We start from the raw sequence: 24,122 nt of genomic DNA, 5'->3' as shown, positions 1-24,122 counted from the left end.
GGGAACAAAAATGACTCATAGAATACTTATAGTTGATGATGAAAAGCCAATAGTTGAGATAATCAAATACAACCTGGAAAAAGAAGGATACATAACGTATGAAGCTTATGATGGAGAAGAGGCTTTAAAAATAGCAAAAGAACAAAATCCAGATTTAATAATACTTGATGTGATGTTGCCTAAATTAGATGGTTTTTCAGTTCTAAGAACTTTAAGGCAATCAATGACCATACCTATTTTGATGCTAACGGCCAAAGAGGAAGAAGTAGACAAAGTGCTGGGGTTGGAGTTGGGAGCCGATGATTACATAACAAAACCTTTTTCTATAAGAGAACTTATAGCAAGAGTAAAGGCTAATTTAAGGAGAATTAGTTTAAACGGAAATGAGTCTGGTAATGTCCTTTGCGTAAAAAATTTAAAAATTGATATGTCAAAGTATAAAGTAGAAAAAGACAATAAAGAAGTGGAACTCACCTCTAGAGAATTTGAACTTTTAAAATTTCTCGTTTTAAACAAAGGACTTATTTTTTCTCGTGAAATGCTATTGGAAAAAGTATGGGGTTATGAATATCTGGGTGATATTAGAACTGTAGATGTCACCATAAGAAGACTGAGAGAAAAAATAGAAGATGACCCCAGTAACCCCAAGCTTATTCACACAAAAAGAGGGGTTGGTTACTATTTTAGCGATGAAAGGCAGATTTAAAAGTATCCAATGGAAAATAATTCTCATATATAGTTTGTTAATACTTGTAGCAATGGAAATCATATGGGTATATCTCTATAAATCTCTTGAAAATTACCATATGAATAATTTTGACAATTACCTTGAAGCGCAAGTACGCGGTATTTCTTTTACCCTTAAAGACAACATGGATGCAAAAAGTTTAAAGAATATAATAAATATGTACATGGGTCCTAATTCAAATGTAAAGTATGTGTATATTTTAGACAATGAAGGAAATATTTTGGCCAGTTCAACGGGAGACAAAGGAAAGATGGTGACTCCCGCTATTGTTAAAGCCTTATCAGGGCAAATCGGAAGTGAAGTTACTGATGACTATAATTCTAGTGGAAAAATAAAAAGTTTTGCCATGCCAGTTTACAATAGTGATGGTAAAATAAATGGTGTTGTGTATATAAGCGGTTCTTTAAGTGGAATATATCAGACTTTAGCTGATGTCAATTTGATTCTTTTAAGTGCTACTCTTTTTGCTGTTGCAATTACTATGGTACTTGGGTATATTTTGTCCAAAACTATAACAGACCCAATAAAAGAAGTAACAAAATATGCACAAAAAATGGCAGATGGCGATTTTGATGTGAGGATAAGGATAAAATCTAATGATGAAATAGGAAAGTTAGGTGAAATGTTTAATTTTTTGTCTTTACGGTTAAAGCAGACTTTAAATGGCATTCAAGGAGAAAAAAACAAAATAGAAGCTATCATACGCTTTATGACAGATGGTGTTGTTGCAACGGATGCCAAAGGTAGAATAATACACTTTAATGAGGCTGCTGAAAAAATGTTAAATGCAAATTTGGAATTAGGGATGCCAATAGAGGGAATACTAAATTTAAAAAAAGAAGATGTAGTGGCGACAATGAATTGTGGAAACAAGGTTTTAACAGTTAACATAGCTCCGCTAAAAGGCAATCAACAAATAGAAGGATATGTATATGTGCTTCACGATATCACGGAGCAACATAAATTGGACACCATGAGGAAAGAGTTTGTGGCAAATGTCTCCCATGAGCTTAGAACTCCTATTGCTACTATAAAAAGCTATGTTGAGACTCTTCTTTACAGCGATGTAGATGCTGAGTATTCTAAAAAGTTTCTAAAAATAATAGATTCAGAAACTGACAGAATGACACGCCTAGTAAAAGATTTACTTCTTTTATCTAAAATGGATTCTGAAGATAACAACCTCAAATTTGAGCAAAAAAATTTAAATGACATAGTGGTGGAGGCAATAAACAGGCTTTCTATTGAAGCTCAAAAGAAAAATCAAAAACTCATCGTAGACCTTCAAGAAACGCCAAGATATGTATATATTGACAGAGATAAAATGGAACAAGTTATAGTTAACTTGGTAACTAATGCTATAAAGTATACTCCAGAAAACGGGATGATAAAAATAATGACGGAATACGATGAAAGTTTTGCAAGTTTAATTGTGGAGGACAATGGCATAGGAATTCCTAAAGAAGACCTGCCTCGAATTTTTGAAAGATTTTATAGAGTAGATAAGGCTAGATCCAGAGAGCTTGGAGGTACAGGATTAGGACTTTCTATTGTAAAACAGATTGTGGAACTTCACAAAGGAGAGGTAAACATAGAAAGCGAAGTGGGAAAAGGTACCATAGTCAGGGTTAAACTACCATACCAGTAAATTCGTAATAATAGTTTAATATTACTGTAACAATACTGTAATAATAGTAGGGTATAATGAAAACATAAAAGAGAAGGAGGGATATCCTTGAAAAAAATAATTGTTCTATTTGTAGCAGTGGTTATGTTTATGACCCTTTTTATGTCATATGGTTATGCAAAAGACCTAATAACAGTTAAAACAGATATAGATGATGTAAAAACGGATAATAAATATTTTATAATTTCTGGAAGTGGACAACCTAATACTGTCGTAGAGCTTATTTTAAACGACAATTTAAGCCATAAATGGGTTATAGATGACACGATGCTTTTTGCAAAATTATTAACTTTAAGCTATGGAGATAATTACATTGTCATAAAAGCTTATAAAGGAGACCAGCTCCAAATATTGAAAGGGCATGTGATACTCACAAAAAAGGACGGGGTTTTAAGAATAACAATAACTGCTATTGAAGACATAATAAAATCCCTTTTAAGATAGAGGGCTTGAGTGATGAAGGAAAAAGTTAAATCACTGCTATTGTTTTTTCTTGTTGTAACGAGTATGTATTTAACTTACAAATTATGGATATCCTTTCTTCAAAATGAATTTTTATTCATTGACAAAAAGTCCACAAATACAAAAGTGGACATTTTTCGTATAATTAGACCAGAATACACTTTTGTTAGTATTCAAGGTAAAGTATATTTGGTGTCAAATGCGGATTTTTCTTTTTCTTTATGGGAAAAAACAGTAGATTTTATTAATTCAACTAAAGAAGAGAAAATAAGTGAATCCGATGATAATAGCTGGGAATATGCACAAAAAGATACATTTATACGATTTTTACTAGGAAAAAATATAAATGCTGACTTATTAAAAGATAATTTTAGTAACAGAGATAGCTGGTTTAGAAAAATAAATAGCAGTATATATGTAAGAGAAATTGTTGTTAATATAGAAAAAAATCAAATTTTTTTAAGAGATGCGGCTAATAAAAAATTTTACAGCTTAAATTATTCAAAAATGGGAGATTTAAAAAACATTCTAAAGACTTTGCCTAAAGAGGATGTCACTGTGTGTGAATCTGTTTATGAAGAAGGCAAGGATTATTTTGAAAAAAATGTGTATATACCCTCACTTACCTTTTCTATTAATAAAATATCCAATAAAATGACAAGTTTTAAAGCTGACCACCACTTTTTAAAGAAGTTTTTTACAAATATTTCTATTGTAAGAAAAATTACCGAAAATGACGGCTGTACTGTTTATACCGACGGTTTAAGAAGTTTACGACTATATCAAAATGGATTTATGGAGTTTTACAATACCATTTCTGAAGCGTCTTCAACTGATAAAATTTTTGCATTGAATAAGTCTATTGCTTTTTTAGAGGAAATAGGGATAAAAGCGGACAATATTTATCTGGTGGATTTCAAGCAAGAAAAAGGGGAGTATACTTTTTATTTTAATTATATATTTGATTATCCTCTTCGAATTTTCCAAAAAGAAATGTCGAATTTTCCTATTGAAATAAATATTTCAAATGGCAATATCCAATATGCGCGAGTTTTGTATTTAGATTTGACAAGTAATGGAAACTATTTAATTTCCCATACAAAATTGAAACAATCCCTTTTAATGAGTTTAAAAAACATAAACTGGCAACAGACAATTTCTGATTTAAAAATAGGTTATTTATATTATGAAGGACAATTTATCCCTGTTTGGATAGGAGAGGGTAAGGATAAAGAGTTTTTTATAAACATATTTAATGGGAAGTTGATTTACAATGGGGTATAGATTATGAACTGGTCTAAAGCAAAAACAGTGATGATAATCACTTTTGCGATTTTGAATGTTCTTTTATATCTAACTATTGCTAAAATGAATAAGCCAGAACCTCATCTTTTATCTGAAAGTGATTTGCATTCTTTAAAGAAGGTTTTGTCACAAAATAACATAATTTTGGAAACTACAATTCCACAAAAGAAAGAGCCAATGCCTCTTATTAAAGTAACGAGAGAAATATTTGATGAAGATTTTGTTTTAGAGAATTTTATTAAAGGGCAAGAATATGGAAAGTACAAAGAAAATAAATATACAATTTTTAAATTTGGAAATAAGATTATCAAAGTAGACGGCATCAGTTTTTATTATTTTGAAGAAAGTGATAAATTTAAAGATATGTCTTCTTCTCAAAAGGAAGAGTATATACAGGATTTTATAAATAGTTATCAACTTAAAGAAATAGATGGCCAAGTTAAAAAAATTACTCAAGGGAAGAAGGTGGAGGTAAACTATTTTCAAACCTATAAGGATTACTTTATAGATGGTGGTTGGATGGAAGGGAAAATAGGTGAGAAAAGTTTTGAATTTTCAAAATCATGGTTTGATTCTGTTGAAATGGAAAGGGTTAAAAAAGATGTGATAGATGCGGCTTATGCGCTTTTAAAACTTGTGGAGATTAAGACGGATACAAAACCTATGGTGATAGATGAAATAAAATTAGGCTATTATTTTAATTGGAGTAATGCCACAAAAGGAGAAGCGGTCCCTGTTTGGAGAATAACTACAGAAGAAGGGGATAAGTATTACATAAACGCTTATACAGGAAATTTTGAAGAAGGCAAATAATTCCGCTTTCTTCTTTTTCTTTTTCTTCTTTAAATACTTGTAAAATATATTAAATTGTATTAAAGTATATATTGTGAGATATGTGTCTTTTTAATTTAATTTGACTTGAAGGGAAGATTAAAAAATGGAAAAATTCGTAATCAAAGGAGGAAAACCTCTTACAGGAAGTGTACAGATAAGTGGTGCCAAAAATTCTGCTGTTGCAATTCTTCCCGCAGCGCTATTGGCTGATACTCCGAGTGTGATAGATAATTTACCTGATATAAATGATATAAAATTGTTAACACAGATGATACGTCATCTAGGAGGAAAAGTAGAGGAGAAAAAACACGAAATAATGATTGACCCAACAGGCTTAAATTCCTTTTACCCTCCTCGAGATTTAGCGAGCAAAATGAGGGCATCGTATTATCTTGTTGGAGCACTTTTAAGCAAGTTTAATGAAGCGGTAATTGCGATGCCGGGCGGGTGTAATATTGGTGTCAGGCCTATTGACCAGCATATCAAGGGTTTTGAAGCTTTAGGAGCAAAAACTACCATAGAAGGTGGACTTATAAGGATTAAAGCAGACAAGTTAGTAGGTAATCATATATATTTTGATGTAGTAAGCGTGGGTGCTACTATAAATTTGATGTTGGCATCGGTTAAAGCTGAGGGGGTAACAATATTAGAAAACTGTGCAAAAGAGCCCCATGTAGTTGATGTAGCAAACTTTTTAAATGCAATGGGAGCAAATATCAAGGGCGCTGGTACAGATACTATCAAGATAACAGGGGTAGACAGACTTCACGGATGTCACTATACCATTATTCCTGACCAAATAGAAGCAGGAACTTACATGGTGGCAGCTGCTGCGACAAAAGGTGATGTGTATATAAAAGGAGTAATTCCAAATCACTTAGAGGCAATTATTGCAAAACTGACAGAAATGGGAGTTATTGTTGAAGAACATGATGATGTGGTAAGAATAAAAAGAGAAGGGCCTTTGAAGCATGTTGATATAAGGACTTTACCTTATCCTGGTTTTCCAACAGATATGCAACAGCCTTTTGCGGTGCTTTTGGCTTTGGCTGAAGGCATAAGTGTCATTACTGAAAATATCTATGAAAATAGATTTAAATATTTAAATGAATTAGAGAAAATGGGAGCAAAAGTAAGGATAGAAGGAAGGAATGCAATATTTGAAGGTGTAGAGAAATTGACAGGTGCACCTCTTTATGCGACAGACTTAAGAGGAGGTGCGGCAATGGTTATAGCAGGGCTTGCTGCAGAAGGTACGACAGAGGTTATGGAGGTTTATCATATAGATAGAGGTTATGAAGCAATGGAAGTAAAGCTTCAACAATTAGGTGCTGATATAATAAGGGTAAAGGAATAAAAAAGCTATAAAATTTTGAGTATAATGCGCTGCATAATATCTCATCCTATTTAATGAGGTGATATTATGCAGCGTCAATTAAAGAGTTTTTTTGCTGTTGCAATTATAACTGCTTTGGTTAGCTCTTTAGTATTTGTATATATTGCACCAAAATATTTATGGGGTAAAGTTATCCCTATACCTTATCCTCCTTCTTCAGGAATGAAAACAGAAATAGTGATACCAACAAAAGAATCTCCTACAATAGCGGAAATAGTGGCAAAAAAAGACACTCCTGCTGTTGTGGGGATTACTACTGTAGAATTTCGAAGAGAATTTTATTTTATAGAAAAAGCTGTAGAAGGTGTAGGTTCTGGTTTTATTGTTGATCCAAATGGCTATATTATAACAAACAATCATGTAGCTAATGAAAAATCCAAAAATATAAAGGTATATTTAAGCAATGGCAGTATACTTCCAGGTAAAGTTTTATGGAGTGACTCTGTTTTAGACCTTTCTATTTTGAAAATTGATGCAAAAGACCTGCCAGTTATACCCTTAGGGGATTCTGACAAGATATCGGTAGGGCAAACTGCAATAGCAATTGGAAATCCTTTAGGACTTAGATTTCAAAGGACGGTTACTTCGGGAATAATAAGTGCTTTAAATAGGAGCCTTCCTATTACTGAGGGTGGAAAACCGCGAATTATGGAAGACCTTATACAGACAGATGCTTCTATAAATCCAGGAAATAGCGGAGGACCTTTAGTGGATTCTCGAGGCTATGCAATTGGAATAAATACTGCAAAGGTGACAACCGCTGAAGGATTGGGCTTTGCTATACCTATAAATATTGTAAAGCCTATACTTAAGAAAGTGATAGAAACTGGTACATTTAAAGCACCTTATGTTGGCATAGTTGCCTATGATAAAGAGATTGCCAGTTACATTTCCACAGATGTCTACATATATGAGGGCATATATGTGGCAGATATTGACCCTACAGGTCCTGCTTATAAAGCTGGTATTAGGAAAGGCTATATTATTTTGCAGGTAGATGGAAAACCTGTAAATACTATGACAAGTTTAAAATGTATTATTTATGAAAAAAATCCAGGAGACAAAATAAAAGTCAAGTACAAAACCGTAACAGGGAAGACAGGAGATACTACTATAACTCTCGGAGAATAGGAGAGGTTTTATGTTTGTTGTGTGTGAAAAGCATTTAGAGGATGCTATTGAAGAATTTGTTGAAGTGTATGAGCAGCCACCAGATATCTATAAATTAGATGAAGTTTCTTTTACTGATTGGCTGGTACCTCATAAATGCGATTTTTGTGATGAGCTACCTAAATATCTTGTAGTTTAAAAATGAGGGGCTTAATAATGAAGATATATATAATAGCTGTTGGGAAAATAAAGCAGAACTATATAAATGATGGGATAGATTTTTATTTAAAAAAATTGCGTCCTTATTGTGAAATAGAAATTAAAGAAATAGAAGAAGAAAAAGTTCCTCAAAATTTAAATGAAAAAGAAAAAGAGGAGATTTTGCGCAAAGAAGGTGAAAGAATTCTTTCTAAAATAAAAAAGGGAAGCTTTGTTGTTTCTCTTGCTATAGAAGGAAAAGAAGTGGATTCATATGAGTTTTCCAAGTTTTTAAAGGCTACTTTTCAATCTGGTTATAGAGAAATGACTTTTGTAATAGGGAGCTCGCTAGGATTGTGGGAAAATATAAAAAAGCAATCTCACGCAAATCTTTCTTTTTCTAAGATGACTTTTCCTCACCAATTGATGAGACTCATACTTTTAGAGCAAATTTATCTAGCTTTAAGTAAAGAAAATTACTTATGATAAGGTTCATTGTTTAAAATTTTATATGCCCTATATAACTGTTCAAAGAAAATAGTGGAAGTCAAACCTAAACTCATTTTCATGCTACTTATGCTTAGGGTATCACTACAATGAATTTTTTCATTTCCTATGATTATTAATATATCTGTTATTCCAGTAAGTTCAAACTCTTTTATTTTTTCTGCTAATTCCTCTGAAGACAAAGATTTACCTTTGGGTGATATTTTTATCTTGTAATATTTATTCATTTTTTGAAAAGGTATTTTTTGAAGATTTTTGTAGCTTGAAAAAGTGATATTGCAAAATTTACTTAGCCTCTTTTGATATTCTTTTATTGCATCAGAATAGAACTTTTCTACCTTATTACCTATAGCATAGACTTTGTAATTCATATTATCACATCTTTCATTTTGTTGATAATCAATATTATAAAGTGATAAAATTATATTGTCAAAAATATTTGAAAATATGTTTTTCATTTGATAAAATATACAAAAATAAGATGATGGAGGTATTATCGTGTCTGTACTTGATGTTTTGCAAGAAAGAGGATATATTCAGCAAATGACTCATGAAAATGAAATAAAAGAGCTTTTAGAAAAGGAAAAAGTCACATTTTACATAGGTTTTGACCCTACTGCAGACAGTTTGCATGTAGGACATTTTCTTCAAATTATGGTAATGTCCCACATGCAAAAAGCAGGCCACAGGCCTATTGTGTTAATAGGCGGCGGAACTGCTATGGTGGGAGACCCAAGTGGCAGGACTGATATGAGGAAAATGCTTACTAAAGAGGAAATAAACAGAAATGCTGAGGCTTTTAAAAAGCAAATGCAAAGGCTTATTGATTTTTCTGATGGGAAAGCCATTATAGCCAATAACGCTGATTGGCTTTTAAACTTAAATTATATTGAATTTTTGCGAGACATAGGGGTTCACTTCTCTGTAAATAGAATGCTTACGGCAGAATGCTTTAAGTCCCGATTAGAAAGAGGTCTTTCCTTTTTAGAATTTAACTACATGCTGATGCAGGCTTATGATTTTCTCGAATTAAACAGAAGATACAATTGTGTAATGCAGATGGGGGGAGACGATCAATGGTCTAATATTATTGCTGGAATAGAGCTTATACGAAAAAAAGAAGGTAAACAGGCTTATGGCATGACATTTACTTTGCTTACTACCAGCGAAGGTAAGAAAATGGGAAAAACAGAAAAAGGAGCGGTATGGCTTGACCCGAATAAGACTTCGCCTTATGAGTTTTATCAATACTGGAGAAACATAGCTGATGCGGATGTGGAAAAGGCTCTGGCACTTCTAACTTTCTTGCCTATGGATGAAGTGAGAAGATTAGGCGCATTAAAGGATAAAGAAATAAATGAGGCGAAAAAAATACTAGCATATGAGGTTACAAAACTCGTACACGGTGAGGAGGAGGCGCAAAAATCACAAAAGGCGGCAGAGGCTTTATTTGAAGGTGGTGGCGATTTAAACAATGTACCTTCTGTTACAGTGCCTTCTGATGTTTTAGGCAAAAAAGTTTTAGATGTGCTTTTTGAAGCAAAAATAATACCCTCAAAGAGCGAAGGAAGAAGACTTATTCAACAAGGCGGATTGTATATAAACAATGAAAAAGTTGAAAGTATTGATGAATATATAAAAGATGATATGATAAAAGATAATAGCATTTTAATAAGAAAGGGCAAAAAAGAGTATCACAGGCTTGTCATTAAAGAATAAAGGGGGAGCTTTTTGTGTCAAGAGAATTTCTCTTGGCACAATTTTTACATGTTCTTGAAAGAGGTGCTAAGATGGTCTTTATTGCAACTGCTTTATATATTGAGGCAAAACCTCTAATTGAATATTTTGACTTAAAAAAAGACGTGGAAAATCGATATTTTCAAGTTTTTAAAAATGATGAAATAACGTTGGTAGTAACAGGAGTGGGCAAAATAAATAGCAGTATAGCTGTTTCTCATGCGGCAACTCGATATTTGTGTGATCCACAAAGCTTTATAATAAACCTTGGTGTATGTGGTTCGAAAGATATTGATGAAAAAATAGGGAAAATATACCTTGTTAGCAAAATTATAGACAATGAAACTCATAAAAATTATATACCTGATATTTTGATAGACCATCCTTTTGATGAAAGTGATATAGAAACTTTTAATTATGTAGTGAAAGATAAAGGATTGATGACAGCAAGACTTTGTGATATGGAAGCCAGCGGTTTTTATCAAGCAGCTTCTAAATTTTTTGAAACCCACAGAATTTACATTTTAAAAATTGTCTCTGATAGTACAGATTTCGAGGGTGTTTCTAAAGATAAAATTTATGAGTTAATAAAAAACAAGTTAAAGGAAATAGATGAATTTATTAAGATATTGAAAAATAGTTTTAAAACTAGCGAAATATTTTCCTTTTATGAAAGAGAAATTATAAATTTTCTTTCACAAAAGCTAAAATTTACGGTAAGTCAAAGGCAAATTTTTTATAAAGCTTGCCTACATTATAAGATTAGAAAAGGAAAAAACATAGATTTTTTAAAAAACTTTTATGATGTACAGGTAAATAATAAAGAAGAGAGGAAGAGGGTCTTTGAAAAAATTCTCTCACATTTACGTTGAGAAGGAAGTACTTCACAATCCTATAACGCAAAATATTCTAAAGAAATTTCCTAAAAGTAAAGTGGTGCTTATTGACAGATATAGTGAAGTATTTAATAGACCTAATCAAAACTACCTTATACAAAAAGAAAGGCAAAATCTTATACTGGCTAAAAAAAAATATGATTTTATATATAAGGGTTCCAAACTTTGTGAAGACTTTGGAAATACCAATTTTTATCATACATCAAATATATTCAATTGTTTATATGAGTGTGACTATTGCTATTTACAAGGTATGTACCCTTCGGGACATCTTGTTATTTTTGTGAATATTGAGGACTATTTTAAAGAAATAGATAAACTTACACAAAATCAAAAGGTCTATTTAAGCATATCTTATGAAACAGATATACTTGCTTTAGAATATCTTACAGGATATACCAAAAGATGGATTGAATATGCAAAGGGAAATAAAAATCTCGTAATAGAGATACGAACAAAAAGTACCAATTTTTCTTCTGTGAAATCTATCGACATACCTTCTAATGTAATTTTCGCATGGACGTTGTTACCACAGCCTGTTATAAAAAAATACGAAAGGTTTACACCTTCTTTAGATAAAAGAGTGAAAAATTTAAAGAGTGCCATATCAAAGGGCTTAAAAGTTAGGATTTCTATTGAACCTGTGATGTATATAGAAAATTTTGAAGATGTCTATTCTGATTTTTTAAAAGAACTCTTTTTAGAGATTCCCAAAGAGGGTATAAGAGATGTCAACATTGGAGCTTTTAGAATGGTGAAAGAGCAAGCTAAAAAAATAGAAAAATTAAAAGAATATTCTCCGGTATTTTGCTATGAGACAGTTGTAAAAGATGGAATATTTACCTATAAAGAGGCAGAATATTTTGAGGAATTCGTTTATAGAGAAGTAATAAAATATATTGAAAAAGAAAAAGTATATGTTTTAGATAAACTCTCTTATTAGGGGAGTTTTTATCTTTTATTCTAATTGAGAGAGGTTATTACTCTTTTTAAAAAAGAAAGATTATTAAAAGCATCTTGATTTTTAAAATAAATTTCCTTATAATATAAATTGCTAACCCAATACTTCTGGGGGGTAGTAGTAAGATAAAGAGAAATAATTTGATTGATAATAAAATCTCGAATTGGATATCATAAATATTTAAAGAGGTGATTTGATGCTGGAATTTATAAAGGATGCAAAGCATTTCGAAGAAATAAAGAATAAAGAAGAGCTTTTTATGCTAATGTTTTATTCTAATTCTTCACAAAAAAGTCTTGAGGCTTTAGAAGTTATAAAAAAATTCAGTGAAGACAATCCAAAAGTTCCTGTTTATGTGGTAAATGCTTCTGAAATAAGAGATATTCATCCACAATATGGCATCAAAGTTGTGCCCTCAGTGATACTTTTCAAGGATAAAGAGCCATGGCAGTTTGTATTTGGACTTCAAAACAAAGAATATTATGAAAAACTTTTGGTCGTTGCTCCCTCAAAAGTTTCTGATGGAAAAGGGCAAAAGGTTCACAGGGTTACTGTTTACACTACTCCTTCTTGTCCATGGTGTAATGCTACAAAGGCATATTTAAGACAACATAATATACCTTTCAGAGAAATAGATGTGAGCAAAAATCCGAGTGCAGCAGCAGAATTGGTAAGGCGGAGTGGTCAAAGAGGTGTGCCACAGACGGATATTGATGGTACAATTGTAGTAGGGTTTGATAAAGCTAAGCTAAATCAATTGCTGGGAATCACTGACCAATAAGTTTCCTTGTACCTTGTCATATAAGTGAAGTATAATAAGTAATGTAATAACGAGCGGTAAAAAAATAATAAAAGAAAGGGGAAGAAACTATGACAAAAATACAACCGATAAATGGTCATGCACTTATTAAATTAGAAAAAGAGCCTGAGGAGAAAAAGATAGGCGGAGTGATAATTCCCAAAACTGCTGAAGAAAAATTAAATCAAGGAATAATTGAAGCTCTTGCAGCAGGCGCGTCTGATGAGCTTGCTGTGGGGGATAGGGTTATATATAAAGAGTTTTCGGGTACTAAGATAAAACACGAGGGAGAGGAATATCTCATAATTCCAGTAGATGACATATTGGCTAAGTTTGTGGAAGTTGATGAGATATAAGAAGTCGGGGAAGTTGAAGTCCCGACTTCTTATATTTTTTATAAATAATTATTGACATATGTTTATTAAATGAAAATAATTATCAATTTTGTGTCTTTTCTATTGATTTGGTTGTTTAGGTGGTGTATAATAGTATTGCTTAAGTATTCCTATTAAAATAGTCGGAATTAAAAAGGAGTTGTAAAAAATGAGGGAAACATTGTTAGAAATAAAAGATTTAAATGTAGAAGTTGAGGGCAAATATATCCTTAAAGGGCTCAATTTAACAATAAAAAAAGGAGAAATACATGCGATTATGGGACCCAATGGTGGAGGAAAGAGCACATTGTGTAATTCCATCATGGGGAATCCTAAATATAGAGTGACAGGTGGCCAGATTTTATTTGAAGGACAAGATATAACAAATCTAAAAGTAAACGAAAGGGCAAAAAAGGGTATCTTTTTGTCTTTTCAGTACCCTGAAGAAATTCCTGGAATAACAGTGGATAATTTTATAAGGACATCTGTTAATGTTATGACAGGCCAAAATGTGCCGATGCTTCAATTTGCAAAAGCTATGAAAAACACATTAGAACTTTTAGACATGAATTCCGAGTACAGAAATAGATATTTAAATGTTGGCTTTTCTGGAGGGGAAAAGAAAAAAACAGAGATACTCCAGATGGCTTTTCTAAAGCCTAAGCTTGTAATGCTAGACGAAATTGACTCTGGCCTTGATATAGATGCTTTAAAAGTTGTAGCAGAAGCGGTCAAAAAGTTGAAGACGGAGGAGATGTCTATTTTGATAGTCACTCACTACAACAGGATATTGGATTACCTCGAGCCAGATGTAATATCTGTTTTAATGGAGGGAAAGATTGTAAAAAGCGGGGATAGAAACCTTGCAAAGATTCTTGAAGAAAAGGGTTATGACTTTGTGAGGAATGGCGTGTAAACCATAGGAGGCGAAAAAGATGAAAAAACCAGATATAAAGGAAATAGATTTTAGCATATACGATGTCAAAGACAACGTAAAGTACGAATATCAGACAGGGAAAGGGCTTTCTAAAGAAGTTGTTTTAGAAATATCTGAGCAAAAGAATGAACCTTCCTGGATGAGGGATTTCCGATTAAAAGCCCTTGAAATATATCAAAAAATGCCTATGCCCACATGGGGTGTGGACTTAAGTCAGTTGGATATTGACTCTATTATCGCCTATATACGTCCAAAGGCAAAGATGCAAAGGTCATGGGAAGAGGTTCCTGAAGAAATAAGGAGAACTTTTGAAAGGCTTGGGATACCAGAAGCAGAAAGAAAAGTTTTAGCAGGTGTCGGTGCTCAGTACGACTCTGAAGTTGTATATCACAACATTAAAGAAAATCTTACCCGCCAAGGTGTTATATTTGAAGATATGGACACTGCAGTAAAAAAATATCCTGACATAATAAAAGAGTATTTTATGACAAAAAACGTTACTCCTTCTGACCATAAATTTGTAGCATTGCATGCTGCAATATGGAGTGGTGGTACTTTTGTATATGTGCCTGAAGGAGTAAAAGTGGAGGTTCCACTTCAGGCTTATTTTAGAATGAATGCACCGGGGAGCGGCCAATTTGAGCATACTCTTATCATCGCCGATAAAGGTAGCGAAGTTCGTTTTATAGAAGGTTGTTCTGCGCCCCAGTATTCTGTTTCAAACTTACATGCAGGTTGCGTAGAACTTTTTGTAAAGGAAGGAGCACGCATAATTTATTCTACCATAGAAAACTGGAGCAAAAATACTTACAATCTCAACACAAAAAGAGCAATTGTGGAAAAAGACGGCATTATAGAGTGGGTATCTGGTTCTTTTGGGAGCCACAAAACAATGCTTTATCCAACTTCTGTATTAAAAGGAAAAGGGGCAAAGGCGGAATACACAGGAGTGACTTTTGCAGCAAAGGGCCAACATTTAGATACAGGTTCAAAAATGATACATTTGGCGCCTTACACCTCTTCAAAAGTTGTGGCAAAGAGCATATCAAAAGATGGCGGAATATCTACTTATAGAGGTTTTCTAAAAATAGGGTCTACTGCGGAAGGTGCAAAGGCTTCTGTGCAATGTGAAGGCCTGATGTTGGACGATATTTCAAGGTCTGATACAATACCAGTAATAGAAATTGAAAATGACAATGTAGATATAGGCCATGAAGCAAAAGTGGGAAGAATAAGTGATGAGCAGATATTTTACCTCATGTCCAGAGGTTTAAGCGAAGATGATGCAAGGGCTATGATTGTAAGGGGGTTTGTTGAGCCTATAGCCAAAGCCTTGCCATTAGAATACGCAGTGGAGATGAATAGACTCATTAAACTCGAGCTGGAAGGCGCAATAGGATAGGAGTGAAAATATGTGGAAAAGGGTTAATATAGAAAAAATAAAAGTTCCTTCTTATAAAGAATACACTTTGGCAGTGGTGAAGGATTCATCACAAGATACTGTAAAGATAAAAAAGATAAAAGATTTACATCACTTACCAATAGAGACATTAATTTCAGCTAATAAAACTTTTGGTATTGATGATAAGTTTGTAAATATGGTAAAAACTTTATATAACACAGGATTCTACATTAAAACTTTTCAAAACACTAGTGTTGAAAAACCAATAGTGGTTGATTATATTACTGATGAACAAAATGACACACTAATTGATTATAATATCGTTGAAATAGAAGCCAATTCAAGTGCCACTGTTGTCTTTGACTATAATTCAGGTGCTCACGGTTTTCACAACGGAATAACAGAAGTGATTGCAAAAGAAGGTGCTACTGTAAATATAGTAAAAATACAAAGATTAGGAAACGAATTCAACGACTTTGACAACAACCTTGTAATTGTAGGGAAAGATGCTACAGTAAATTGGTCGAATGTTGTAATAGGAGCAAAAATGAGTACTTTTGATGTAACTGTATATCTTGATGAAATAGGTGCTACCTTTATTTCTAAATCTATTTTTTTAGGTGTAGATAGTCAAAAATATGACATGGCTTATAAAGTGTATCACCAAGCCCCAAAAAGTACTAGTAGTGTAGATTTAAAAGGAGCACTAAAGGGAAGCGCAGAGGCTACCTTTATAGGAAATATTGACATTAAAAAAGGGGCAAAAAAGGCAAAAGCTGAGGAAAATGAAACTGTGCTTTTGCTGGACAAAACTGTAAAGTCTGTTACAATTCCTGCTCTTTACTGTGGAGAAGACGACGTAGTGGCTAAGCATTCTGCCAGTGCAGGTCAAATAGACGAAGATAAACTCTATTATGTGATGAGCAGAGGCTTTAGTTTTGAAGAGGCTCGGCTTTTAATGGTTCAAGCTATATTAAATCCTGTAATAGATTTAATTCCTTATGACCCTGTAAAAGAAATCATCATAAGGGGTCATATAGGGAGGAAGATAATAAAATGAAAAATATCGATATAGAAAAGATTAAAAAAGACTTTCCCATATTAAATGTTAAACCTCACGGGAAAAAGCTTATTTACCTTGACAATGCTGCCACAACTCAAAAGCCAATTAGCGTTATAAAAGCTATGGATAAATATTATGAAGAGCTAAATGCTAATGTATATAGAAGTCCTCACTATTTAAGCGCTCTTTCCACACAGGCTTATGAAGAGGCAAGAGAAAGAGTAAAAAAATTTATTAATGCTAAAAGTGTAGAATCCATAATATTTACGAGAAATACTACAGAATCAATAAACTTTATAGCATATACTTGGGGGATGAAATATATAAACGAAGGAGACGAAATAATACTCACAATAGCCGAACACCACAGCAATATGCTTCCATGGCAAATGGTAGCGGAAGCTAAAAAGGCGAGACTCAAATATGTCTACCTTGATGAAGATTTTAGGCTTTCTATGAAAGATTTCAAAGAAAAAATGTCAGACAAAGTAAAATTAGTTGCTGTGCAGCACATGTCAAATGTTTTGGGTATAATAAATCCTGTAGAGGAGATTACGCATATTGCCCACAAATACGGAGCAAAAGTATTGATAGATGGAGCACAAAGTGTACCTCATATGCCTGTTGACGTACAAAAAATAGATTGTGACTTTTTCGCTTTTTCAGGTCACAAGATGTTAGGACCTATGGGAATCGGCGTACTTTATATAAAAGAAGATTTACTTTCAGATGTTCCTCCTTTTTTAAGAGGTGGAGAGATGATAGACGAAGTCTTTGAAGACCGTGCAACTTTTGCGCCTCCTCCTCTTAAATTTGAAGCAGGTACACCCAACGTAAAAGGGGCTTGTGTGCTTGTTTCTGCAATAGATTATATAGAAAAAATTGGGCTTTCCAATATATATCATCACGAAAGCGAGCTTTTGGAGTATGGTCTTCAGAAAATGAAAGAATTAGACTTTGTAAAATTGTATGGTCCTAAAGATGCCAAGGAAAGAGGAGGAATAATTTCCTTCAATGTAGAAGGTGTCCATCCTCATGACGTTGCTACAATACTGGACGAGGAGGGTATTGCCGTAAGGAGTGGGCACCACTGCTGTCAACCCTTAATGAGGTACTTAGGTGTTCCCGCCACTGTAAGAGCAAGCTTTTATCTTTACAACGACTTTGACGATATTGACGCACTTGTTGAAGGACTTAAAAAAGTTAGGAAGTGGTTTAAATGAGCGATTTAAATCAGCTTTATTCTGAGGTTATAATGGAGCATTATGAGAATTCTCCTCATAGAAAAGAGCTTAAAGATGCAACCCGCAAAGAAAGAGGTCACAACCCACTTTGTGGTGACGACATTACCCTTTATTTAAAAATGAATGGAGATATTATAGAAGATGCATCTTTTACAGGTCATGGGTGTGCCATAAGCCAGGCTTCAACCTCTATGATGATAGACCTTATAAAGGGAAAAGATAAGAAAGAAGCCTTAAGGCTTGTTCAAGAATTTATAGACATGATACACAAAAAAGATGTAAATTTAGATGAATTAGGTGATGCACAAGTACTGCAGGGTGTGTCTGACTTTCCTGCCCGCGTAAAATGTGCTTTACTGGCATGGAAAACGCTTCAGGAAATTTTATAAATTTATAAAAATAACGCCACGATGGCAAATGTTTACATACTCACCTTCGTGGCGTTATTGAATTTTTCAAGACATCCCACATCTCATCTTGCACAAGTCCTAATCTCCAAATAGCTATTCCACCAAGTCCAAATCTTTTTGCAAGACCAATTTTTACTGCAAAGCTTTCTGGTGTTTCATTTGGTATTGAAATACCAAGCAAAAGTTTTTCTTTTGGTACCTTTTCAGTTGCTTGCTCAATTGCTTGGATTACAAGTTCCTCCGGTTCAGGCTTTGTACCATAGTCGTAAGCCATGATAATTATTTTGTCTGCAATTTCTCCGAGAGTTTTATAATCATATCCTTTATATACACTATTTGGCGCATGGAGAGTTAATGTAATTGATTTTGAGACATCAAGGCGGTTTTTAAGCAGTTTAACAAACTCAGTAAATTTTTGCTGAGTTTGAAGGAGCTGCTCTTTATCTTCATTAAGCCCTAGTCCTTCAAAATCAAGATTTACACTATCGTAAATTTTTGCCTCTTCAACGATTGATGAAATAGCTTTTTCTATAGATTCTGACGATGACAACAAGTTGGAAATGGTTTTGTCACCATCGGTGACGTGTATAACCATTTCTGATTTCAATTTGTATTGTGATATTACTTCTAGTACTTTTTCCCATCCATCAGGTCTTTGCCAACCAGTTCGACTTTTTGTCAAGAGATTGCCATTATTATCTAAACTATACCAGCCAAATGCAATAGAACTAAAGTAACCAGTATTGCCAGAAGTATATTCGGGATAACTTTTGCCAAACAAATTTGTCCAACTGCTTGTTTGGCTATCTCCCAAAGCATAAAAGCCTGTTACAAACATTTCTTTTGGTGGCGATGTTATCTTTACAGTATAAGTATTTTTATCCCAATCCACATCGCAATCAAAAGCTTCACTAAAAAACCTAAGTGGTATCAAAGTTCTTTGATTTATCATTTGTGGCGATACTCTGAGAGTAAGCGGCATATTGTCTTTTATCGCTGTTTTATTACCAATTTGAAGTTTGACCTTTGTTTTATTATCAGTTGCTGTAACTGTTTGTGTCGAGACTTCCCAATTTACAGAAATATTTAAAGCTTCGGCAATAGCCCTAAATGGGACTAAGGTTGTGCCATCTTTAAGTACTGGTGGCACATCAAAAGTTACGGGATATCCATCTAAAAGAACTGTAATTTCTTGCTTTTCTTGAGCATTTGCAACCCGTAAATTAAAAATGGTAACTATTAAAAAGATAAATATGAAAGATAAAACTAATTTCTTTTTACATGTTTCCATATTTCTCCCTCCCATGGTACCATTATACATTAAAATTAGAAGAATTTAAAGTCGATTTTTGAATTTTTAGAGTTGTGATTGTTATCATTTTTCATGAATGTTGGCGTTTTTCCTATTTATTGGGATAGGATTATCGTACAAATGCAGCATGCTCTTTTCTTTTCCATCCTTACATTATTGTAGAGCACTTTCAATATGAAATATCACAAAATAACAACACCTATAAGAAATTGAAACTTGACATAATAAAATACATTGTAATAAAATACAATTGTAATTATTTTTTAGCATACCTATAAGGAGTTGAAACTGTAAACCGACTACCAAGCCAACTCTAGCTCCTACTTAGATGCCCGTCCAACAAAGCGACCACTATTATCCCTACTATTCGGGAGTTATGCGACCATTATTCCAAACAGAAGAATGATAAGCCCTTGCTGCTGGCAATTGCTGCCAGCCGGTCCAACGGGAGAATATAATATTGGAAGCAAAAGGAGAAAGGGGGTAAGAGAACGGATGGCCTTGGTCAATTTGGAAACGACCCTGCAAAAGGTGTGCATCGCGCTTACCAAGCTGACCCCACCGCAGGGCCTAGAAATCCTGTCTTACAAGCGTAATCGCGGAATCACTATTCTGAGGCTCGACGATCAGACTTTTCTAGTGCGTGAACGCGGATATGAAGAATTCGAGTGCCGTGTTTCAGCGGCGGACCTTCCTAAACTGCTCAAGTCTATGATGAAGAGGGAATTTCCACGGAGTCGCAAAGTACGAATCTATCGACTATCCGGTCCGGAGGCAATAGGACTGCCACGCAAAAAGCTGTGATAATGGACCGAAAAAGAATATGAGGGATGCTCTAGAGCTGGGCTTTAAGAACACTTTGTCAAAGGTGCTTAATTAGGATAACCTTATCGACCAGGAATTATCATGGTAAGTTGACTTTAACAACTAAAAAATGAGTAGAACAGAGCTAGAAAAGAGGAGATGAACAAAGACGATTAGGAGATTTGGAGTGAGGACCAGCCAGTGTGACTGGCTATTTAAGATGTAAGTTGTGTAAAGGTATTCACGAATTGGTTTAAGTGTTCTGATCTAAGAAATAAGAGCAGGAATCAGAAAATGCCAACCTTAAGTCTTGAGAAAGAACCTTTTTATTTTTATGGTTTACTATTTATTAAATAGAATTAGACAAAATCGTTAATATTTTTTAAAAGTTAAGAAGGAAAAATAGAGATTAATGTAGAATTAGATACATGTATAACCAATAAATCCATATCTTCGCTATTTATGGGGTGTAATTATGAGAATTACCATGGAATTTATGGGAGAAAAGAATTTAGTATTGCCAATTCATTATAATTATATAGTTCAAGGCTTTTTGTATGACCTCATGGGAGACAGCAATTTCGCAGTTTTTTTACACGATAAAGGATTTCAATATGAAAAGAGGAAATTCAAATTATTTACTTTTTCAAGGATTGAAGGAGAGTTTAAGATTTTAGTAGACTCTAAAGGGCAGAAAAAGATAAGCATAACGCCACCTTTTAAATTTACAGTGGCTTCTCCTTTGGATGAATTTATATTTGATATTTCTAAGAATGTGTTAAAAAAGGAATATTGCCATTTTAATGGGCAAAAATTTATTTTAAATTCACTCAATATCGACAATCCTCCTGTTTTTAAAAATAAAGCAAGGATAAAATTTATCTCTCCAGTTGTGACGTATAGTACTTTAAAGGAGGGAGATATAAAGTATACTTATTATTACTCACCATGGGATGAAAAATTTTCTCCCCTTTTACTTAATAATCTGCTTAAAAAATATGAATTAGTCTATAATGTAAAAGCGAAAGATCCATATTTTAAGCTTTATCCTCTATCCAAACAAGAAGACAGAAGATATTCAAAAATGATCAAATATAAAAATGTTTATGTAAAAGGATGGATGGGTATATATGATGTGGAAACAACACCTGAACTTCTGGAGCTTGCCTATTACACGGGACTAGGAGCTAAAAATTCCCAAGGGTTCGGGTGTTTTGAGATAATTAAATAGCGAAAGGAGGGAGAGGGAATGATTACAGCAATAAAAGAGTTGGGGGAAATGGTGTTAAAATCTCAAAACAAGACTTTGCTAGACGTATTTATAGAAAATCCAAATCAAGAGGGTAGATATTCCAAAATAGCAACTATAGATTTTACTATAAAAGAAGATGACATTGAATATGAAAAGGTGAGACTTGAAGAATATGACGATTCAAAAATAAATAGATACCTTTTTACTGACACAAGTGGGAATGCACCTGGATATACCCCTGCTGCAAAAATAACAGAGGTGACTAAAACATTTAACGGTAAAATAAAAAGCTGGTTTAAAGTATTGGATGACAGAACAATCAAAATCGACCAAAAAAATAAAATTTTTCTTCAAAACATACGAAACATATTGGAAGAAAAAAGTGATGAAATTATTGCTGAAGTGGAAAAGATTCGGAAAGATATTCCTAAAAGAGAAGGACTATCTCTCATACTTAAATTTAATGTAGACGGAGACTCCAAATACATTGGAGATTTGGACATTTTTAAGAGTATCTTATTACAGCTACACAACAAAAAGTACCAAAAGATTCATTCAAAAGATAAGGTTTGCTCAATTTGTGGACAAAAAAAGAAGATGATTTTTGGCACGGTAGATACTTATAAATTCTACACAATAGACAAACCGGGATATATTGCCGGTGGATTTAACGAAAAAGAATCATGGAGGAATTATCCTGTATGTAAAGAATGCATGTTGGCTTTAGAAGAGGGGAAAAGATACCTTGAAAATGAACTTACTTTTAAGTTTTATGGTTTGGAATATCAATTAATACCTAACTTTATTATAGGAAACGAATTTGCTAAAAAAGAGGTGCGAGAGATATTTGAAAATGCGAGTAAACTTATATCTCTTAAAAAAGAAACAAAGAAGAGATTTATTGGAGACGAAGATGAAATATTGGACTATCTTGCTAAAGCAGAAGATACAATGACTGTAAACTTTTTGTTTTTGAAAAAAGCAAATTCCGCAGAAAGGATCTTGCTTTTAATAGAAGATGTTTTCCCTTCCCACTTAAGAGAAATTTTTAATGCAAAAGATAAAGTAGATGAGACGTTTAATGAAAACTTTACTTTCAAAAATATAAGAAGTTTTATGTCCAAATCTGATTCAAATAAAAAAGATAATGACCTGGATACTTATTTTTTGGATATAACAGATGGGATTTTCACGGGTAGACCGGTTGATTTGGGCTTTTTGTACGGCCTTATTATGAAAAAAGTTCGAGAGGAATTTGTAAATGACCGCAATTATAAAAATGCAATAAAAGATGGCTTAATGACAGTAGCTTTTCTTGAAAAATTAAAGCTTATAAAAATGGAGGTTGTGCCAATGGAAGAAAGGATATTTGACAGCTTTTTTGCTAAATATGGTCCCAGTTTTGAGACCCCTCTTAAAAAAGGACTTGTACTTTTAGGAGCTCTTACTGAGCTTTTATTGAGGAAACAGTACTCAGATAGAGAAGCGAAACCTTTCATGAAAAATTTAAAGGGGTTGAAAATGGATGAAAAAGACATAAAAGGCCTTCTTCCTAAAGTGCAAAATAAACTTGAAGAGTATGATTCTTTTGACAAAGGGAAAAGGCTTTTAGCAAAAGAAGTCTCTAATTATCTTCTTTTAGCGGGAGATAATTGGAATATGTCTGTTGATGAAATAAATTTCTATTTTGTTTGCGGCATTAATTTAGCGGATGAATTAACAAATATCATTTATAAAAAAGAAGAGGAGGAGAAAACAAATGGGAAACATTGTTAAAAATCGAGCAGAAATTCTATTTCTCTATGATGTTAATTTTGCAAATCCTAATGGCGATCCTGTAGACGAAAATAAACCGCGTATAGACGAAGAGACAGGCATAAATATTGTGACAGATGTGAGGCTTAAAAGGACAATAAGGGATTATCTTGCTTATTACAAAGGGAAGGAGGTATTTATACTCGAAACAAGGGAAGAGGAGGGGGGAAAACTCCGGACGAAAGAGGAGAGAATGAGAGATTTTGGCACAAATAAAGACATAATAGAGAAATGCATTGATGTGAGATTATTTGGAGCAACAACTGCGGTAAAAGATAAAGTAATGACCCTCACTGGCCCAGTTCAATTTAAATATGGCAAGTCTCTTCACAAGGTAGATTTAATGTATATAAAAGGTACAACAGTTATACCTTCTGGAGAGGGTAGGGGGCAAGGAACATTTACGGAAAAATACATATTACCCTACTCATTAATTGCTTTTTATGGGGTTGTTAATGAAAATGCTGCAATAACGCAAAATATACCTTTAACGGATGAAGATGTGGATTTAATGTTAGAAGGCATGTGGAATGGAACTAAAAATTTAATGTCAGGCTCAAAAATGGGACACGAACCAAGGTTATTGGTTGAAGTAATATATCAAGAAAATAATTATCAAATAGGGGAGCTTGAAAAACGCATAAAATTTGTGCATGATATGGAGGATGAAAAAATAAGAGATATACAAGATGGTAAACTTGATATAACAGAACTTGTGACAGTTCTCAAAGAAAACAAAGATAAAATAAAATTAATAAAGTATGTCTACGATGATAGAGTTATTTTTACATGTAATGGAGAAGTATGTACATTAGAGAAAGCATTGGAAGGATTAAACATTCAAAAACTCCAGTATTGAGGGGATATAA

24 protein-coding genes are annotated in these 24,122 nt (G+C 33.3%); 22 read left to right on the top strand and 2 right to left on the bottom strand.

All coding sequences use genetic code 11. The features are described 5' to 3' along the window. Nucleotides 1-10: 10 nt before the first annotated feature. From TMATH_RS11095 to rlmH, 9 genes are all read left to right on the top strand, one after another. Complete coding sequence (locus tag TMATH_RS11095) at nt 11-706, top strand: response regulator (RefSeq protein WP_013151015.1); 696 nt, start codon at nt 11-13, stop codon at nt 704-706. Next, the gene (locus tag TMATH_RS11090) at nt 690-2,396 is read left to right on the top strand and encodes an ATP-binding protein (RefSeq protein WP_013151014.1); all 1,707 of its coding nucleotides are present in this window, start codon (nt 690-692) and stop codon (nt 2,394-2,396) included. The genes TMATH_RS11095 and TMATH_RS11090 overlap by 17 nt, the downstream gene beginning before the upstream one ends. An 87-nt stretch (nt 2,397-2,483) precedes the next feature. Continuing rightward, a complete protein-coding gene (locus TMATH_RS11085; protein ID WP_013151013.1) occupies nt 2,484-2,879 on the top strand; it encodes a hypothetical protein in 396 nt (131 codons plus the stop codon). A gap of 12 nt (nt 2,880-2,891) precedes the next feature. After that, nucleotides 2,892-4,181, top strand: coding sequence for a YycH family regulatory protein (locus TMATH_RS11080; RefSeq protein WP_013151012.1), 1,290 nt, complete (start codon nt 2,892-2,894; stop codon nt 4,179-4,181). A 3-nt stretch (nt 4,182-4,184) separates the two neighbouring features. Then, nucleotides 4,185-5,015 carry a two-component system regulatory protein YycI gene (locus tag TMATH_RS11075; RefSeq protein ID WP_013151011.1) on the top strand — a complete coding sequence of 277 codons (831 nt, stop codon included), beginning with the start codon at nt 4,185-4,187 and terminating at the stop codon, nt 5,013-5,015. A gap of 124 nt (nt 5,016-5,139) precedes the next feature. Next, nucleotides 5,140-6,393 carry a UDP-N-acetylglucosamine 1-carboxyvinyltransferase gene (locus TMATH_RS11070; protein WP_013151010.1) on the top strand — a complete coding sequence of 418 codons (1,254 nt, stop codon included), beginning with the start codon at nt 5,140-5,142 and terminating at the stop codon, nt 6,391-6,393. Between the two features lie 66 nt (nt 6,394-6,459). Continuing rightward, complete coding sequence (locus tag TMATH_RS11065) at nt 6,460-7,563, top strand: S1C family serine protease (RefSeq protein WP_013151009.1); 1,104 nt, start codon at nt 6,460-6,462, stop codon at nt 7,561-7,563. Between the two features lie 10 nt (nt 7,564-7,573). Continuing rightward, entirely contained in the window at nt 7,574-7,741 is a 168-nt protein-coding gene (locus tag TMATH_RS11785; RefSeq protein ID WP_012996198.1) for a CxxH/CxxC protein, read from the top strand. Between the two features lie 17 nt (nt 7,742-7,758). After that, entirely contained in the window at nt 7,759-8,226 is a 468-nt protein-coding gene (gene rlmH, locus TMATH_RS11060; protein WP_013151008.1) for a 23S rRNA (pseudouridine(1915)-N(3))-methyltransferase RlmH, read from the top strand. Here the strand turns inward: rlmH and TMATH_RS11055 are convergent. Then, the gene (locus tag TMATH_RS11055; RefSeq protein ID WP_013151007.1) at nt 8,217-8,618 is read right to left on the bottom strand and encodes a 23S rRNA (pseudouridine(1915)-N(3))-methyltransferase RlmH; all 402 of its coding nucleotides are present in this window, start codon (nt 8,616-8,618) and stop codon (nt 8,217-8,219) included. The genes rlmH and TMATH_RS11055 overlap by 10 nt on opposite strands. A gap of 127 nt (nt 8,619-8,745) precedes the next feature. Here TMATH_RS11055 and tyrS point away from each other — a divergent pair, with 127 nt between their 5' ends. From tyrS to sufU, 10 genes are all read left to right on the top strand, one after another. Next, nucleotides 8,746-9,966: a tyrosine--tRNA ligase gene (gene tyrS / locus TMATH_RS11050; protein WP_013151006.1), complete on the top strand. Its 1,221-nt coding sequence runs from the start codon at nt 8,746-8,748 to the stop codon at nt 9,964-9,966. A gap of 71 nt (nt 9,967-10,037) precedes the next feature. Next, nucleotides 10,038-10,856, top strand: a complete 819-nt coding sequence (locus TMATH_RS11045; protein WP_041591729.1) for a 5'-methylthioadenosine/S-adenosylhomocysteine nucleosidase family protein — start codon at nt 10,038-10,040, stop codon at nt 10,854-10,856. Continuing rightward, nucleotides 10,828-11,823, top strand: a complete 996-nt coding sequence (locus TMATH_RS11040; RefSeq protein WP_013151004.1) for an SPL family radical SAM protein — start codon at nt 10,828-10,830, stop codon at nt 11,821-11,823. Before TMATH_RS11045 ends, TMATH_RS11040 begins: the two co-directional genes overlap by 29 nt. A gap of 214 nt (nt 11,824-12,037) precedes the next feature. Continuing rightward, entirely contained in the window at nt 12,038-12,622 is a 585-nt protein-coding gene (locus TMATH_RS11035; protein WP_012996191.1) for a glutaredoxin domain-containing protein, read from the top strand. Nucleotides 12,623-12,711: 89 nt separating this feature from the next. Beyond that, a complete protein-coding gene (locus tag TMATH_RS11030; protein ID WP_012996190.1) occupies nt 12,712-12,996 on the top strand; it encodes a co-chaperone GroES in 285 nt (94 codons plus the stop codon). Between the two features lie 187 nt (nt 12,997-13,183). Further along, entirely contained in the window at nt 13,184-13,930 is a 747-nt protein-coding gene (gene sufC / locus TMATH_RS11025; protein WP_012996189.1) for a Fe-S cluster assembly ATPase SufC, read from the top strand. A gap of 19 nt (nt 13,931-13,949) precedes the next feature. Next, the gene (sufB, locus tag TMATH_RS11020) at nt 13,950-15,353 is read left to right on the top strand and encodes a Fe-S cluster assembly protein SufB (RefSeq protein WP_012996188.1); all 1,404 of its coding nucleotides are present in this window, start codon (nt 13,950-13,952) and stop codon (nt 15,351-15,353) included. A 10-nt stretch (nt 15,354-15,363) separates the two neighbouring features. Next, nucleotides 15,364-16,413 (top strand): Fe-S cluster assembly protein SufD, encoded by a 1,050-nt coding sequence (sufD, locus tag TMATH_RS11015; RefSeq protein ID WP_013151003.1) that lies wholly within the window; start codon nt 15,364-15,366, stop codon nt 16,411-16,413. Continuing rightward, complete coding sequence (locus TMATH_RS11010; protein ID WP_013151002.1) at nt 16,410-17,639, top strand: cysteine desulfurase; 1,230 nt, start codon at nt 16,410-16,412, stop codon at nt 17,637-17,639. The genes sufD and TMATH_RS11010 overlap by 4 nt, the downstream gene beginning before the upstream one ends. Further along, entirely contained in the window at nt 17,636-18,049 is a 414-nt protein-coding gene (gene sufU / locus TMATH_RS11005; protein WP_012996185.1) for a Fe-S cluster assembly sulfur transfer protein SufU, read from the top strand. Before TMATH_RS11010 ends, sufU begins: the two co-directional genes overlap by 4 nt. 40 nt (nt 18,050-18,089) lie before the next feature. Here the strand turns inward: sufU and TMATH_RS11000 are convergent, their stop codons facing one another. Beyond that, nucleotides 18,090-19,361: a stalk domain-containing protein gene (locus tag TMATH_RS11000; protein ID WP_013151001.1), complete on the bottom strand. Its 1,272-nt coding sequence runs from the start codon at nt 19,359-19,361 to the stop codon at nt 18,090-18,092. A 1,300-nt stretch (nt 19,362-20,661) separates the two neighbouring features. Between TMATH_RS11000 and cas6 the strand changes: the two genes are divergently transcribed. From cas6 to cas7b, 3 genes are read left to right on the top strand one after another with little or no spacing between them, the layout of a single operon-like run. Beyond that, on the top strand, nt 20,662-21,417 hold the full coding sequence (cas6, locus tag TMATH_RS10990; RefSeq protein ID WP_041591676.1) for a CRISPR-associated endoribonuclease Cas6: 756 nt from the start codon (nt 20,662-20,664) through the stop codon (nt 21,415-21,417). An 18-nt stretch (nt 21,418-21,435) separates the two neighbouring features. Further along, on the top strand, nt 21,436-23,214 hold the full coding sequence (locus tag TMATH_RS10985) for a TIGR02556 family CRISPR-associated protein (protein ID WP_013150998.1): 1,779 nt from the start codon (nt 21,436-21,438) through the stop codon (nt 23,212-23,214). Next, a complete protein-coding gene (cas7b, locus tag TMATH_RS10980; protein WP_013150997.1) occupies nt 23,198-24,112 on the top strand; it encodes a type I-B CRISPR-associated protein Cas7/Csh2 in 915 nt (304 codons plus the stop codon). Before TMATH_RS10985 ends, cas7b begins: the two co-directional genes overlap by 17 nt. Nucleotides 24,113-24,122 lie beyond the last annotated feature (10 nt).

The organism is Thermoanaerobacter mathranii subsp. mathranii str. A3 (genome assembly GCF_000092965.1).
Lineage (GTDB): Bacteria > Bacillota > Thermoanaerobacteria > Thermoanaerobacterales > Thermoanaerobacteraceae > Thermoanaerobacter > Thermoanaerobacter thermocopriae.
Note: the sequence above shows the minus strand (reverse complement) of the source record. Positions and strands in the feature narration are given on the sequence as shown.